Raw genomic sequence first — 16017 nt, forward strand, 5'->3', positions numbered from 1 at the left:
CGCCGAAACTGTACGGAACCCCGAAAATTGAACTGATCTGCAAGTAAAGTTTTGCTTCTTTTAATTGTTAAAAATCAGACTTAAAAATTTCATTCAAAAAAAAGTAAAATTCATTTTCAGGCGTCATTGATGAAAGAGTGGGAAACTTAAAGAAAGTTTTTTACATTTGAATCTCAAATTTTTACAATGATTTATTTCATCATACTGATTGCAGTTATCGCAATTACAACGTATTTAGTAATGTCGCAGCAGGTTTTTGGAGCAGAACCGAAAGGAGAACGTTTAGAAAGAATGTTGAAATCTCAAAATTATAAGAACAAACAGTTCCAGAATCTTAGCTTTACACCGTCATTTGCTGAAGGCTACAGTATGCCGAAAGTAATGTACAGCTTTTTCTTTTCTAAAAAAGATCCCTTACTAAAGCCTTTGCAGATCATTCCTACCGTTCAGACCGATTTGAAAAATCTTCCAAATGATGAAGATGTTTTTATTTGGATGGGACATTCCTCATATTTCATCAAAATTGACGGCGTTTCTTTCCTGATTGACCCTGTTTTAAGCACATTCGGTTCACCATTTAAGTTTTTTAATAAAGCTTTTGATGGTTCAGATCTGTTTAAGCCTGAGGATATTCCAAAGATTGATTATCTGGTTATAACTCATGATCACTACGATCATTTGGATTTTCCGACGGTAAAAGAAATCCGTGAGAAAGTAGGGAAAGTAATTATGCCTCTTGGCGTCGGAGCACATTTTGAGAGATGGGGATATGCTCAGGATCAGCTGATAGAAGAAGATTGGGGAGCAATTGTAGAATTAAAAAATAATTTTAAAATTACTTTCACTCCTGCCAGACATTTCTCCGGAAGAAAACTTCACAGAAATAATACACTGTGGACTTCCTACGTTCTTGAAACTCCAACAAAAAAACTGTTTTTGGGCGGAGACAGCGGTTATGATACGCATTTTAAAATGATTGGTGAAAAATACGGTCCGTTTGATTATGCCATTATGGAAAATGGACAGTACAACCCAGCCTGGAAATATATTCATGCTTTACCGGAAGATGTCATTCAGGCAAGTCTGGATATTCAGGCGAAAAATATTATTCCGGTACATTCTGGTAAATTTGCTTTGGCTTTGCATCCGTGGAATGAACCTTTGCAAAAAGTAACGACCCTTGGAAAAGAGAAAAATTTACATATTCTAACGCCGAAAATCGGTGAGAAATTAGATTTAAATAAAACTGACAATCATTTTCAGAATTGGTGGGAATGATTTACTCGTGCCAGATTCCTTTGTATCTTTTTGGATGATTTTCTAACTGCTTTCTTACAAAATCGCATTCCGGATCAATCATTAAATCTTTTTCTTCAGCATAGCTTACCAATCTGTCCAAAAGAAGCTTGGCGTAACCGTGACCTTCCAGATTTTCGTCGATTTTTGTGTAATACACATTCATCAATCTTCCGTCTACCGAAATCGACATATATCCAACTTTTTTGCCGTCTATCAACAACTGTAATTCGTCCTGATAAGGGGTGATTTCAAATTTTATATTTTCCATAATTTCTCATGTTTTTGGTGAAACTCTGTTTTAAAATTACAAAATAAAATTTTATTACAGGATGTTTTCGGACAAATGAAACTAATTTATAATGATTTAAATTAAATAATCACTGTTATATAACTTCAGCATTTTTCAGTACTTAAGACTATATTTTTTATTTATTTCTGAAATTGTAGATCAATTACTCATTCAATATTGTCTCATCGATATTCAGAATTTTGCTGGCTAAAATCTTGTCAACCCGGTTTCCGTCTTTGTCAACGATTTCCAGTAGCAGATTTCCGATTTTTACCGTGTCGCCGGTTTTTGGCATATCATCAGAATCATGAAAAAACAATCCTGAAACACTTACAAATTTCTTTTCAACTTCCTGATCGATTTCTATATTAAAATACTTTTTAAAGTCATAAATCGAACATTTACCATCGATCAGCCATGAGCTCTCATTTCGCTTAATAATTTCAGGTTCCACATCAGTTCCGTCGGGAATATTTCCAATGAGATCATCCAGAATATCATTCAGTGTGATAAGTCCTTTCGTCGTTCCATACTCATCAATAACTACGGCAATATGCGATCTGTTGTTCTGGAAACTTTCTAAAAGAGGATAGATAAATGAGTTCTCACTTACAAAAACTGCTTTTTTTAGATGGTCTTTTAATGAAAAATTCTGATGCGAAAAATCAAAAAGATCTTTCATTTTTACGATTCCAATGATATGGTCGAGATTATTTCCTTCGGTAACAGGATACGTTGAATAAGAGCAACTTTTTATTTTCGTTTTAATCGTTTCATAGTCGTCATCAATATCCAGAGAGATCATTTTTGACCGGTGCGTTGCCAAAGAATTCACCTTTCTGTCGCCTAAAGCAAAAGCGTTTTTGAGAATGTCGTGTTCTTTTTCTTCAATAATTCCTCCATCACTTCCTTCCTTGATGATAGATTTTATTTCTTCTTCAGTGACGGTTTCTTTCTTGTCATTTTTAATTCCGAAAAGTTTTAAAATTCCTTCATTGGTTATCGTCAGAAGCCACACGAAAGGGGAGGCGAGTGTGGAAAGAAAATACATCGGCTTTGCAATGAAGATTGAAATTCTCTCAGGGAATTTTAAACCCAATCTTTTTGGAATCAATTCACCGAAAACAATCGATAAAAATGTAATGAGTGCAACAATTAAAACCGAAGCAATTCCTTTTGAGTACTCTGAAAAAGTTTCAAACTGAGAAATGTATTTTGCGAAATTGGCAGTAAGTTTATCTCCGGAATAAATTCCAAGAAGAATTCCGATTAAGGTAATTCCTATTTGTACTGTTGAAAGAAATTTGTTGGGATTTTCGGAAAGTTTAATGGCCGTTTTTGCGTTAGAATTTCCTTTCTTTTTAATGCTGTTGAGTTTAAATTTCCGGGAAGAGACCAATGCCATTTCCGACATTGAAAATACTCCGTTGAGAAGTATGAGTACTGCAATGATGAAGATTTCCATAGTATATTTTGGTGGTGATTATAAAAATAAGGAAAATGAAAAGAAAATTAAGCCTCTTTTACGATTGAATTTAATAATATTCTATTTTAAAATTATTCATCTAAGCAAACCAGCTTAAATAAATAAAAAGTCGGACTTTTGTGGCTTGAAAATTTTTAAGAATGTTAAAAGAGAAAAATAAATTTATTGCGACGATTTTAGCATTTGCGATGATTCCGATGTCGGGTTTGGCAACAGATATTTATCTGCCTTCAATGCCGAGTATGGCAACCGAGCTTCATCAGCCGGAAAGCAGTATTCAGCTTACCTTATCTATATTTTTAATCAGTTACGGTGTAACACAGTTTTTCACAGGAAGCATTGTAGATTCTTTCGGAAGATACAGGATTTCTATGGCTTCTTTGGCTTTATTTATCATCTCTTTTCTGATTACTGCAACAACTCAGAATATCTTTGTAATCTATGCAATGCGTGTTTTACAAGGTGTTTTGTCAGGATTTGCTGTGGTTTCCAAACGTGCTTTCTTTGTCGATGTTTACGATGGGGATGAGCGGAAACATTACCTCAGTATTATGACCATCGTTTGGTCGGTGGGACCGATTATTGCGCCGTTTATCGGTGGTTATTTGCAGAATATTTTCGGATGGCAGTCAAATTTCTATGTTTTGGCTGGCTACAGTTTGGTTCTGTTAATTTTAGAATTGATATTTTCCGGCGAAACCTTGAAGACTAGAAATCCTTTTCGTGTTGAGTTTTTACTGAAAGAATATAAGAGGATGTTCAGAGCCAAAGATTTTTTCTACGGAATGCTGATGTGTGGAGTAAGTTATTCGATGATTATGTTTTTCAATCTGTGCGGATCTTTCATCATTGAACATAAAATGGGGTACTCAGAAGTTGTTGCCGGATATGTTTCTCTGATCCTCGGTTTTGCCTGGATGGCAGGCGGATTTTTAGGAAAAGCATTGATCGAAAAAGCATTTTTACCCAAAATTCGATATGCTAATTTTATTCAGTTATTCTTAATTGTCTTAATGTTTGTAGCATCATATTTTTCAAATACGATTTACAGTCTGGTCGCTTTTGCCTTTGTCATTCATGTGACTGCCGGATTTATCTTTAACAATTATTTCACCTACTGTATCGGAAGATTTCCAAACTCAGCAGGACTTGCAGGCGGAATGACGGGTGGAGTAGTATTTATCATAACTTCCGCGATCAGCTACGGAATTGCAGCCATCATTAAGCCTGAAATTCAGTTGGAAGTTGCAGAAGGATATTTTATCATGGGAATTTTAGGGTTACTGATTTTGAGTATGGTAAAATGGAGAAAAGCACATGCTTAAATTATAGAAAATGATAAGTAAACTCTTTTAATTTTTAGATTAAAATTGAGTAATATCAATAGGAACGGGCTTTAGCCCGTTTTAAATTAAAATAGATCGATTGGCTTTAGCCAAAACTTATTTTCCGATGAATTAATTAAATGTTTATTAATTATTGGTGAAAACTGGCGTCTTCGATCTTCAGTCTGTACTTAAACATCAAAAAAAAGCTCCTTTAAGAAAAAAGGAGCTTTCAATTTATATTAAATCTAAAAATTAAATTCCGTCAATAATTTCATTTAAAACAGTACTTGGTCTCATAGCCTCATATGTTTTGTAAGTATCAGTTTTAAAGTAACCGTCAATGTTTTGAGGCTTACCCTGAGCACCGATCAGTTCAGAGTTAATTACTTCTTCGCTTTCCTGTAACGCTTCTGCCACCGGAGCAAACTGTTGAGCTAATTCAGCATCAGCTGTTTGATTTCCTAAAGCTTCCGCCCAATACATTGCCAGATAGAAATGAGAACCTCTGTTGTCGATCTGTCCTACTTTTCTTGCAGGAGATTTATCAGTTGCTAAGAATTTAGCATTTGCTTCATCCAATGCATCAGCTAAAACCTGAGCTTTTGTATTGCCCTGAGTCTGTGCCAAATGCTCTAAAGATGCCTGTAAAGCCAGGAATTCACCTAAAGAATCCCATCTTAAATAACCTTCTTCGATGAACTGTTCAACGTGTTTTGGAGCAGAACCTCCGGCACCTGTTTCAAACAAACCACCACCGTTCATCAATGGAACGATAGAAAGCATTTTTGCAGAAGTTCCAAGTTCTAAGATTGGGAAAAGGTCAGTAAGATAATCTCTCAATACGTTTCCTGAAACTGAAATAGTATCTTTTCCTTCTCTTGCTCTTTTTAAAGTCTCAGTCATTGCGTCTTTTACATCAAGAATTTTGATGTCTAATCCGTTCGTATCGTGATCAGCCAAATATTTTTCAACTTTTTTGATCATTTCTCTGTCGTGAGCTCTTCCTTTATCCAACCAGAAAATTGCAGGCGTATCAGAAAGTTTTGCTCTGTTTACCGCCAGTTTTACCCAGTCCTGGATTGGAGCATCTTTCGTCTGACACATTCTGAAGATATCTCCGGTTTCAACTTTCTGAGAAAGAAGAACGTTTCCGTTTTCGTCCTGAACTTCAACCGTTCCTTCAGCTGTAGCCTGGAAAGTTTTGTCGTGAGATCCGTATTCTTCAGCTTTCTGAGCCATCAAACCTACGTTTGGAACAGAACCCATTGTAGTAGGATCTAATTTTCCGTGCGCTTTCATATCGTCAATTACAGACTGATAGAAACCTGCGTAAGAACGGTCTGGAATTATACATACTGTATCTTCTTCTTTACCTTCTTTGTTCCACATTTTACCGCCACCTCTTACCAAAGCAGCCATAGAAGCATCAACGATAATGTCTGAAGGAACGTGGAAGTTGGTAATTCCTTTGTCAGAATTGACCATTGCCACTCTTGGTCCGTTTGCCAAAGCAGTTTCGATATCCGCTTTTATTTCAGCTTCCTGAGCGTTTCCTTTGATTTTATCGAACAGATCAGCCAAACCGTTGTTTGGATTAACATCTAATGAATCAAAAGTCTCAGCATATTTAGCGAATACATCTTTGAAGAAAGTCTCAACAATCGCTCCGAACACGATTGGGTCAGAGATTTTCATCATCGTTGCTTTCAAATGAGCAGAAAGTAATACATTTTTATCTTTAGCTTCCTGAATCGCTTCTTTAACAAAAGATTTTAAAGAATTTAAATTCATTACTGAAGAATCGATTACTTCTCCAGCCTGAAGACCGGCGAAATCTTTTAATAAAGATTCTGCACCGTCATTACCTTTGAAAACGATTTTATATTTTGTAGCATTCTCAAGCGTAGTCGAAGTTTCAGTTCCGTAGAAATCTCCGCTGTTCATGTGAGCCACGTCAGTTTTGCTGTCTGATGCCCAGTCACCCATTCTGTGAGGGTTTGCTTTTGCGTAGTTTTTAACGGCTTTCGGAGCACGTCTGTCAGAATTTCCTTCTCTTAATACAGGGTTTACAGCACTTCCCAAAACTTTAGCATACTTAGCTTTGATCGCTTTTTCCTCGTCATTTTTCGGTTCTGCAGGATAGTTTGGAACTGCGAAACCTTTAGCCTGTAATTCAGCGATTGCAGCATCTAACTGTGGTGCAGAAGCAGAAATGTTTGGTAATTTGATAATGTTTGCATCAGGCTGAGTTGCCAATTCTCCCAATTGAGCTAATGCATCAACGATTTTTTGATCATCTTTCAAAAACTCAGGGAAGTTGGCTAAAATTCTTCCTGCCAAAGAAATATCCGGAACGGCGATTTCAATGTTTGCTGGTTTTGTAAACGCTTTTACGATTGGTAAAAACGAGTGTGTTGCCAACATTGGAGCCTCATCTGTAAGTGTGTAATAGATTTTTGATTTTTCTGACATTATACTGTTATTTATTATTTAAAGTTTTAGTTTCACAAATTTAGTTAAATTTTAATTTTTTACACTTTAATAATCAATGAGATTTTCTACTTTAAGAATTATTTAACCTTTATTTGAAACAAAATAGGCCGAAATTTAAATAAATTTGATAAAAATTTAAATTTATAAACTATGTCTACAATCACATTTAAAGGAAACCCAATTAACACTATAGGAAGTCTTCCTGAAGTAGGAAATACAGCTCAGGAATTCACCATGGTTTCAGGAGATTTATCTGAAAAACATCTTGCAGATTATACTGGTAAAAGAGTTGTCCTGAATATCTTCCCAAGCATCGATACAGGAATCTGTGCAGCATCAGCAAGAAAATTTAACGAAGAAGCTTCAGACCTTGAAAACACAGTTGTTATCAATGTTTCAAGAGATTTGCCTTTCGCACTGTCAAGATTTTGTGCAGCTGAAGGTTTGAAAAATGTTGAAACTTTATCAGATTTCAGAGGTAATTTCGGTGAAGATTACGGGGTTACCCTTACAGATTCTCCTATGAAAGGACTTTTGAGCAGAGCAGTTGTGGTACTGGATGAAAAAACAAACGTAATCTATACAGAGCAGGTTCCGGAAATCGGACAGGAGCCTAATTATGAGGCAGCTATTGCGTCTTTAAAATAATTTAAAGTATTTCTCTTTAAAATGAATCATTCTGTTGTATTACAGAATGATTTTTTTATTTTTGTGCGTCAACACAATAACTAACCATTGAAAAATAGATTTACCTCAATTCTTTTTTTATGCTCTCTATTTTCAGGAAATGCATTTGTCAAAGCTCAGGATTCCAGAGAGATTTTGGAATTGAAAAATAATCTTACAAAAACTTCTGATGAAAAGAAGGTAGATCAAATTATACGAGAAATTGCAAACCATTATATTAAAATAAAGTCATTAGACAGTGCAATTGCCTATGGTAAAAAAGCTATTCCATATAATGTGAGAATAAATTATGTTGAGAGATTAATTAGCCTAAATTCAAGTATATCAAAGCTTTATATTTCAAAAGAAGATTATAAAAATGCTACACCATTTTTAATGGAGGCTGAAAAATACCTGAAAAATTCATCGGATTTTGAGAGTAAAGTTATTGTTAATTACAATCTATCACTTATAAATTCAATCAATAGAAAATATAAGGCTTCTACGGATTTATTAAAAACAAATATTCAGTATTACCTTGATAAAAAGAAGGTCAATAAACAGTATATTTTGTACAGTTATGAATTTTTATTTTCAAATCTTTTTGTACAACAGAATTACGGTGAGTCGTATAAATATCTTAACACGTATATTGATTTTGTTAAAAAAAACTACCCTGAGAATTTAGCAGAGGCTTATAATAACTTGGGTAAGTTTTATATATCCACTAATGATTTTAGGAAAGCAATTCAAACGTTTAAAAAAGTGATGCCTTTTCATCTAAAAAATAAAGATTATGAAAATATTGCTTTGACTAATAGGAATATAGGTGCTTCCTACTCAGGATTAAAAAAGCTTGACTCTGCAAATATATATTTTACTAAAGCCTATGAATATGCTGAATCTGTTGGTAATAAGGAAAAAATGGCTGATGTTCAGAATCTCATTTCGCATATGCATGTAGCAAAGGGAGATTATGAGAAAGCCGAAACTGCGATTGGTTTAGCAACACAACTTTGGCCAGATAATTTATACAACATTTCTTATTATGCTCAAATAAAAGTGTATAATATGACCAAAGATAGTTTGCTTATCAAAGAAGATAAAGGAAGACAGTTAGAATTAAAAAATATTATCTCCAATTTACATAAAAATATCGATGGAGCTAATACCCAAAATTGGTATTCAGATCCCTATTTATTGATTTCAGACTATACAACTCTGTCAAACGCCTACGAACTTTTAGGTAATTACAAAAATGCTCATGAGTTTTTTCAGAAAGCGATGAGGGAGAAAGAAAAAGGATTTGGTAGTGAAAAGATGAAAGAGCTCTCTAATCTTCAATCTGAAACAGAAATTTCCAACGAAAGAATAAGAATAAAACTCGAAGAAGAAACCAAACGCATTCAACTCCAAAAAGAAATTGAATTAAAAGCGCTCCGTTTTGAATATGAAAAAAAACAGGCAATTGCCAAAACAGAAGAAGAAAGAAAAAGGTTGACGCTTGAAGAAGATTTAAAACAAAAAGAAATTCAGATTAAATTTGATCAGGAACAGAAAGCAGTTGTTTTGAGATATAATCAGGAAAAAAATATCGCCAGAATTAATCAGGAGAAAAAAGATGCCATTGCCAAAGCGGATTTGGAAAGTTCGAAAACTGAAAAAAATATGTGGGCAGTCGGAGCTGGATTATCACTTCTCTTATTAGGCTTTGCAGGATTTTCTTATAATCAGAAACGAAAAGATAACAGAAAAATCGCTGAAGAAAAACAGAAATCAGATGATTTGCTGCTTAATATTCTTCCGTATGAAGTTGCTGAAGAGCTAAAAGAGAAAGGGAAAACCAGTGCAAAACATTATGATGAAGTTTCGGTTCTATTTACAGATTTTGTCAATTTTACATCTAGCTCAGAAAGAATTGGAGTTCAGGAAATTCTCAACGAACTGAACATATGTTTCACAGAATTCGACAGAATCATGGAAAAATATGGTTTAGAAAAGATAAAAACCATTGGAGATGCATATTTGGCAGTAAGTGGATTGCCGGTTTCCAACGATCAGCATGCTAAAAATGCAGTCAGTGCAAGTTTAGAAATTCTTGCTTATATTCAGCAAAGAAAAATAGATAATGCTAATGCTCTAGATATCCGGATCGGAATTCACTCAGGACCTGTGATTGCGGGAATTGTTGGGGTGAAAAAATTCGCCTACGATATTTGGGGTGATACCGTTAATACAGCTGCTAGAATGGAGCAGAACAGTTCTTTAGGAAAATTAAATGTTTCTGAAGCTACCTATAAATTAATAAAGGATGATTTTACTTTTGAATACCGTGGGAAAATTGAAACTAAAGGTAAAGGTGCAATGGAGATGTATTTTGTAAATTCATCAATCTAAATCTAAAACATTTGAAAAAAAATATACTTTTTACATTTTTGTTTGTTATCATTTGCCAAACGATCTGTTTTGCTCAGAATTCCCGTGAGAAGCCAACAGTTTTTACTGCTGAAAATATCTTATCTGGAGCGGCTATTAAAGGAAAAAATAAATTTTTTGCAGGTGATAACCACAACTTTGCTCTGACTAATTTTGATGATTCTGCCTGGAAGGATTTTGATTTTAATAATCAAGATGCATATCGAAAAGATCAACCATACTGGATTCGCTTTTACTTTAAGGTAGATTCTTCTCTGATTCATAAACCAGTCGGTTTAGAGATAAGCCAGCTTGGTGCATCCGAATTTTATCTTAATGGAAAAAAAATAGAAAGTATTGGAAAGATAGGTGACGGAAAATCGAGAGAATATAAAATCAAAAATGATGTTCCAACTTTTTTTACCTTAGAAAATACCAATGTAAATGTTTTAGCGATACGATTTTTACCAATACCAAATAGATTTAAATTTATTGAAAAATCTAAACTGCTGAATATTGAATTTGAACATGCAGATACTCTCGTCAAAGAAAAAATAGAAGTAGCGGAGGAAGTAAACTTTTTTATGATGCTTACCTGTGGAGTATTTTCAGCATTAGGATTTATTCATCTTTTACTGTTTCTTTTTTACAGAAAAGCACTGTATAATCTTTTTTTTGCGCTATATAATATTTCAATTTCTTTATTGAGTTATCTTATCATACTGGTTTATGAAATGAGAAATCCTGAGATTATTGAAAGATATGCATTCTTGACATTTTTCTCAGGGATACTTTTTGCAGCTTCTTTGAGTGGATTTGTCAATACCTTGTTTGCAAAAACCAAGAAAAGGCTGGTGGTTATGTTGATTATAGCTGCATCTTTAATAGTATTTTTTTATTTCAGTTATACCCCTGCAGTAATTCTTGGATTACTGTATATCATTTTTACGGCTTTTGAATCTTTCTATTTGATTATTCGAGCTATGATTAGAAAAGAGAAAGCGGCCTTTATTGTTGGAGGTGGAATATTGGCGTTTTTCGTTTTTGTAGTCATAACGATTATTTTGAACATTCTGGACAATCTTAATATTTCTTTTTCACGAAATTTGGAAGATGGCGATGTTGGAGCCTATTTTTTTCTAGTAATAATTATAAGTTTCCCGGTATCCATTTCAGCTTATCTGGCATGGCAGTTTGCTTCTACAAATTTGAGTCTTGTAAAACAGCTTAATGAAGTCAATCGGCTTTCTGATGTTAATTTAAAACAGGAACAGGAAAAACAACAGATTCTTCAGGGTCAGAATGACTTGCTTGAAAAACAGGTGGACGAGAGAACTTTTGAACTTCAAAAAGAGAAGCAGAAAACAGAAAATTTACTTCTCAATATTCTTCCTCATGAAGTGGCAGAAGAATTAAAAGAAAACGGAAGTTCAGAGGCGAAATATTATGACGAGGTCACTGTTTTATTTACTGATTTTGTTAATTTTACGCAGAGTTCAGAGAAAATGGGCGCCGAAAAAATGTTGGTTGAGCTCAATGAATGTTTTACTGCGTTCGATATGATCATGGAAAAACATGGTCTGGAAAAAATAAAAACCATAGGTGATGCGTATTTAGCCGTTTGCGGACTTCCCATTAAAAACGAAAATCACGCTTACCAAACAACTTTGGTAGCTTTGGATATTATTGATTTTATTGAAGGAAGGAAAAAGACACATCCGGAAGCTCTCGATATCAGAATCGGAATCAATTCAGGATCTTTGATTGCAGGAATTGTCGGCGTGAAAAAATTCGCTTACGATATTTGGGGCGATACAGTAAATACCGCTGCGAGAATGGAACAGAACAGCAAGAAAGGGAAAATAAATATCTCCGAATCGACTTATCAATTAGTAAAAGATAAAATACACTGCGAGTACAGAGGAAAAATTCACACAAAAGGAAAAGGCGATATGGATATGTATTTTGTAAATTCGTCAAACTAAACTGTGAAAATTTTGAAAAAACATCTATTCTTTACATTCCTTTTTCTGCTGGGTATGCAGACGTTCTGCTTTGCTCAGAATTCCCGTGAGAAACCTGGAATCTTTACCGAAAAAGATATAGAATCTGGTGTATCGATTAAAGAGAAAAGTAAATTTTTTGAAGGCGATAATCAGGTTTTTGCTTCGCCGAAATTTGATGACTCTGCATGGAAGAATATTAATTTTAATTCAAAAAAAACTTATAAAAAAAATACGGTTTATTGGATCAGATATTATTTCAAAATAGATTCAACTTTAATTAATAAATCGTTATGTTTTGATATCAAACAGGCAGGTGCTTCTGAAATTTATCTGAATGGTCAAAAGATTGAAACGGTAGGAAAAATAGGGAAAGAAAATGCATCAGAATTTAAAATTAGAAATAATGTTCCGCAAATTTTTTCATTGGATGATACGGAGATCAATGTTATAGCAATCCGTTTTTTACCGATTGTGGATGAAGAAAAAATGACCATCAATTACAGTCCTGTAGCACTTGATCTAAAATTGGCTTCCACAAAGGAGTTTATGGATGAGAAAATAGAGATGACGCAGGGATTCAATTTTGTAGCAATGCTGATTTGTGGTGTTTTTTCTGCTTTAGGTTTTATTCATTTGCTTTTATTCTTATTTTACAGAAAAGCGCTCTACAACCTGTATTTTTCAACATACAATCTTTCTATAGGATTATTGAGCTATATGGTTCTCTCGTTTTACGAAATAACAGATCCTGCAGATGTTGATACTTTTGGGTTCTTATCATTTCTTTCAATACTTGCTTTCGGGGCTTCTCTTACAGGTTTCGTTAATACTTTGTTTGGAAGAAGCAAAATCAGATTAAAAATTCTTTTAGGTATTGCTGCAATACTTCTAATTCTTTATTATTTCAGTACCAGAGCAGCGATCGGTTTTGTAATTTTCTATATATTTTTCGTTTGGTTTGAGTCTTTATATCTCATTATCAGAGCAATGATCAGAAGAGAAAAGTCTGCGTTTATTGTGGGCGGAGGAATTCTTACATTTTTTGCAATCATTATTCTCGTCATTATTTTTAATATTTTAGAATCACTAAATATTGCTGTTCCTCAAATACTCTCAAGCGATGAATTTGGTATGTCTCTGCTGGTTTTGATTGTTGTCAGTTTCCCAATTTCAATTTCGGCTTATTTAGGTTGGCAGTTCGCCTCCACCAATTTAAGTCTGGTAAAACAGCTTGACGAAGTCAACCGACTTTCTGATATCAATTTAAAACAGGAACAGGAAAAACAGCAGATTCTTCAGGATCAGAATGACTTGCTTGAAAAGCAGGTAGACGAAAGAACATTTGAGTTACAGAATGAAAAGCAGAAAACAGAAAATTTACTTCTCAATATTCTTCCTCATGAAGTAGCTGAAGAATTAAAAGAAAACGGAAGTTCAGAGGCGAAATATTATGACGAGGTCACTGTTTTATTTACTGATTTTGTTAATTTTACCCAGAGTTCAGAGAAAATGGGCGCCGAGAAAATGTTGGTTGAGCTCAATGAATGTTTTACCGCATTCGATATGATTATGGAAAAACATGGTCTGGAAAAAATTAAAACCATTGGTGATGCGTATCTAGCGGTTTGCGGACTTCCCATTAAAAATGAAAGTCACGCATACCAAACGGTTTTGGTAGCTTTGGATATTATTGATTTTATTGAAGAAAGAAAAAAGACACATCCGGAAGCTCTCGATATCAGAGTTGGAATCAATTCAGGATCTTTGATTGCAGGAATTGTCGGCGTGAAAAAATTCGCTTACGATATTTGGGGCGATACAGTAAATACCGCTGCGAGAATGGAACAGAACAGTGAGAAAGGAAAAATAAATATCTCAGAATCGACGTATCAGCTGGTAAAAGATAAGGTTCACTGCGAGTACAGAGGGAAAATTCACACCAAAGGAAAAGGCGATATGGATATGTATTTTGCATTGGAAACTAAAAAGGATTAACCACAATCAAAAATTAGAGAAATTTAAAAACCACAAATCGCAGATTCTACGAAGTCAAAGCACAGAAGTTTATTAGAAAAATTATTCTATTTTGTGAGAAGATGAATAAAGGATTAAGTTTTGCCATTTTTGAACTTTTCAAAGTAACAATTTGAGCTTTAAAACTAAACCACAAGCTTTTGTGACTTTTGTGGTTAAAAATTATAAACACATTTTCTATTTTAAATATGGAATACGAAAAATTAAATACAATTATATTAAAACGTCTCAAGGAAAATCTCCCTGAGCATCTGTCTTATCACAGCGTTATGCACGTGAAAGACGTTATCGATTCTGTCGGAAAAATTGCCAGATCAGAAAAGGTAAATGATGAAGATTTGGTTTTGCTAAAAACAGCTGCACTATTTCACGACACCGGATTTTTGTATGGCTCAAAAGAGCATGAAGCAAAATCGTGTGAGATTGCTGAAGAATATCTTTCAAATTTCGGATATTCGGAAACACAGACCGAAAAAATCAAAGGAATGATTATGGCGACAAAAATCCCGCAGACGCCGCACAATCATTTAGAGCAAATCTTAGCTGACGCTGATTTAGATTATCTCGGCAGAGATGATTTCTTTGTGATTGGAGATAAGTTATTTGAAGAACTTTCTATGTTCGGAATCGTGAATTCTGAACGCGACTGGAATCTTTTGCAGGAAAAATTCCTCGAAAGTCACCACTATTTCACTGAAACTGCCATCAACAGCCGAAATCAGAAAAAACAGGACAACCTGAATATCATCAAAACAAAACTAAAAAACTACTGATCATCTTATGAGCTCAGCAACCAAACATGGCCCGCTATTTACCGTTTCAGATATCATTTATCTGTTTTCAGGCGTAATTTCTGCGAGTTTTGCTTTAAAATCTTTCCTCGTTCCCAACCACTTTTTAGACGGTGGCGTAACCGGAATTTCACTTTTACTGTACGAAGTTTATCATTTAAATTTAGGACTGACTTTATTTATTTTAAATATTCCTTTTATCATTCTCGCTTATTTTCAGATCGGGAAACATTTTGCCATCCGAAGCAGTTTAACGATACTTTTAATTGCTTTAACGATGTACTTTGTTCCTTTTCCCGAACTGACACACGATAAATTACTGGTCGCCATGTTCGGCGGTTTCTTTCTGGGAATCGGCATCGGACTTTCCATGCGTGGAGGAGGAACTTTCGACGGAATGGAAGTTTTAGCACTTTTAACTTTCAAAAAAAGCAGTTTTAGCATTACCGAAATTATTTTGGGAATGAATGTTATCATCTTCATTATCGCAGCCGTTTTCTTAAAAGTAGAAACCGCTTTGTACGCGATTATGACGTATTTGGTCGCAAGTCAGATTACAAAATATGTGATTGAAGGAATCGAAGCCTACACCGGCGTAACCATCGTTTCCGGAAACAGTGAAGAAATCAAAAAAGCTTTGGTTTTAACGATGAACAGAGGGATTACTGTGTATAAAGGCGAAAGAGGTTTTATGAAAGAATCTTTCGAACAAAGTGCCGATGCCGATATTATTTTCACAATTGTAACCCGACTGGAAGTGAGAAAATTGCAGAATATTGTTCGTGCCATTGATCCGAAGGCATTTATTTTCACTCAAACGGTTAGAGAACCTCAGGGCGGAATTGTAAAGGAAATTATTAAGCATTAAAATTTCTTTATTTGAGAACGTTACTTTTCAGCATCGATTTATTCAGATTTAATATTAATTATAATTAAAACTTAAAAGATGACAAACAGATCTACCTATTTTAAAATGACATTTATACCCATTTCTGCCGGACTTTTTGCAGGAATTCTGGTCTTTGGATTATTTGATATCGATTTTTCGGATAGGGAAGCATTAAAAAATCTGCTGCTGAAATCCTTAGTGATAGCTGTCGGTACAGGATTGATTTTGGGTATATTAAATATGTTCTTTAAAATTGGTAATTTTCAAAAAAAAGGAAATTCGTGAAATCTGACTGTACTTTCGCAGAAACTTATATTAAAA

12 protein-coding genes are annotated in these 16017 nt (G+C 34.3%); 9 read left to right on the forward strand and 3 right to left on the reverse strand.

The features are described from left to right. The first annotated feature begins 186 nt into the window (after nt 1-186). Entirely contained in the window at nt 187-1278 is a 1092-nt protein-coding gene (locus OMO38_RS13875; RefSeq protein ID WP_264750795.1) for an MBL fold metallo-hydrolase, read from the forward strand. 1 nt (nt 1279) lies between these two features. Here the strand turns inward: OMO38_RS13875 and OMO38_RS13880 are convergent, their stop codons facing one another. Together OMO38_RS13880 and OMO38_RS13885 are read right to left on the reverse strand one after the other, a co-directional pair. Further along, entirely contained in the window at nt 1280-1567 is a 288-nt protein-coding gene (locus OMO38_RS13880) for a GNAT family N-acetyltransferase (protein ID WP_264750796.1), read from the reverse strand. A gap of 184 nt (nt 1568-1751) precedes the next feature. After that, entirely contained in the window at nt 1752-3053 is a 1302-nt protein-coding gene (locus tag OMO38_RS13885) for a hemolysin family protein (RefSeq protein ID WP_264750797.1), read from the reverse strand. Nucleotides 3054-3214: 161 nt separating this feature from the next. Here OMO38_RS13885 and OMO38_RS13890 point away from each other — a divergent pair, with 161 nt between their 5' ends. After that, nucleotides 3215-4399 carry an MFS transporter gene (locus tag OMO38_RS13890; protein ID WP_264750798.1) on the forward strand — a complete coding sequence of 395 codons (1185 nt, stop codon included), beginning with the start codon at nt 3215-3217 and terminating at the stop codon, nt 4397-4399. 255 nt (nt 4400-4654) lie between these two features. Here the strand turns inward: OMO38_RS13890 and OMO38_RS13895 are convergent, their stop codons facing one another. Next, nucleotides 4655-6874 carry an NADP-dependent isocitrate dehydrogenase gene (locus tag OMO38_RS13895; RefSeq protein ID WP_264750799.1) on the reverse strand — a complete coding sequence of 740 codons (2220 nt, stop codon included), beginning with the start codon at nt 6872-6874 and terminating at the stop codon, nt 4655-4657. A gap of 171 nt (nt 6875-7045) precedes the next feature. On the opposite strand from OMO38_RS13895, the gene tpx reads away from it, so the two are divergent. The 7 genes from tpx (at nt 7046) to OMO38_RS13930 (ending at nt 15981) form a co-directional block, all read left to right on the forward strand. Beyond that, the gene (gene tpx / locus OMO38_RS13900; RefSeq protein WP_264750800.1) at nt 7046-7543 is read left to right on the forward strand and encodes a thiol peroxidase; all 498 of its coding nucleotides are present in this window, start codon (nt 7046-7048) and stop codon (nt 7541-7543) included. A gap of 87 nt (nt 7544-7630) precedes the next feature. Further along, complete coding sequence (locus tag OMO38_RS13905; protein ID WP_264750801.1) at nt 7631-9958, forward strand: adenylate/guanylate cyclase domain-containing protein; 2328 nt, start codon at nt 7631-7633, stop codon at nt 9956-9958. An 11-nt stretch (nt 9959-9969) separates the two neighbouring features. After that, nucleotides 9970-11961 (forward strand): adenylate/guanylate cyclase domain-containing protein, encoded by a 1992-nt coding sequence (locus OMO38_RS13910; protein ID WP_264750802.1) that lies wholly within the window; start codon nt 9970-9972, stop codon nt 11959-11961. Between the two features lie 12 nt (nt 11962-11973). Then, entirely contained in the window at nt 11974-13977 is a 2004-nt protein-coding gene (locus tag OMO38_RS13915) for an adenylate/guanylate cyclase domain-containing protein (protein WP_264750803.1), read from the forward strand. Nucleotides 13978-14204: 227 nt separating this feature from the next. Beyond that, complete coding sequence (locus tag OMO38_RS13920) at nt 14205-14789, forward strand: HD domain-containing protein (protein ID WP_264750804.1); 585 nt, start codon at nt 14205-14207, stop codon at nt 14787-14789. Nucleotides 14790-14796: 7 nt separating this feature from the next. Continuing rightward, nucleotides 14797-15675 (forward strand): YitT family protein, encoded by an 879-nt coding sequence (locus OMO38_RS13925; RefSeq protein WP_264750805.1) that lies wholly within the window; start codon nt 14797-14799, stop codon nt 15673-15675. A 78-nt stretch (nt 15676-15753) separates the two neighbouring features. After that, nucleotides 15754-15981 (forward strand): hypothetical protein, encoded by a 228-nt coding sequence (locus OMO38_RS13930; RefSeq protein ID WP_264750806.1) that lies wholly within the window; start codon nt 15754-15756, stop codon nt 15979-15981. The last annotated feature ends 36 nt before the right edge of the window (nt 15982-16017 follow it).

Source organism: Chryseobacterium kimseyorum, assembly GCF_025971945.1.
Lineage (GTDB): Bacteria > Bacteroidota > Bacteroidia > Flavobacteriales > Weeksellaceae > Chryseobacterium > Chryseobacterium kimseyorum.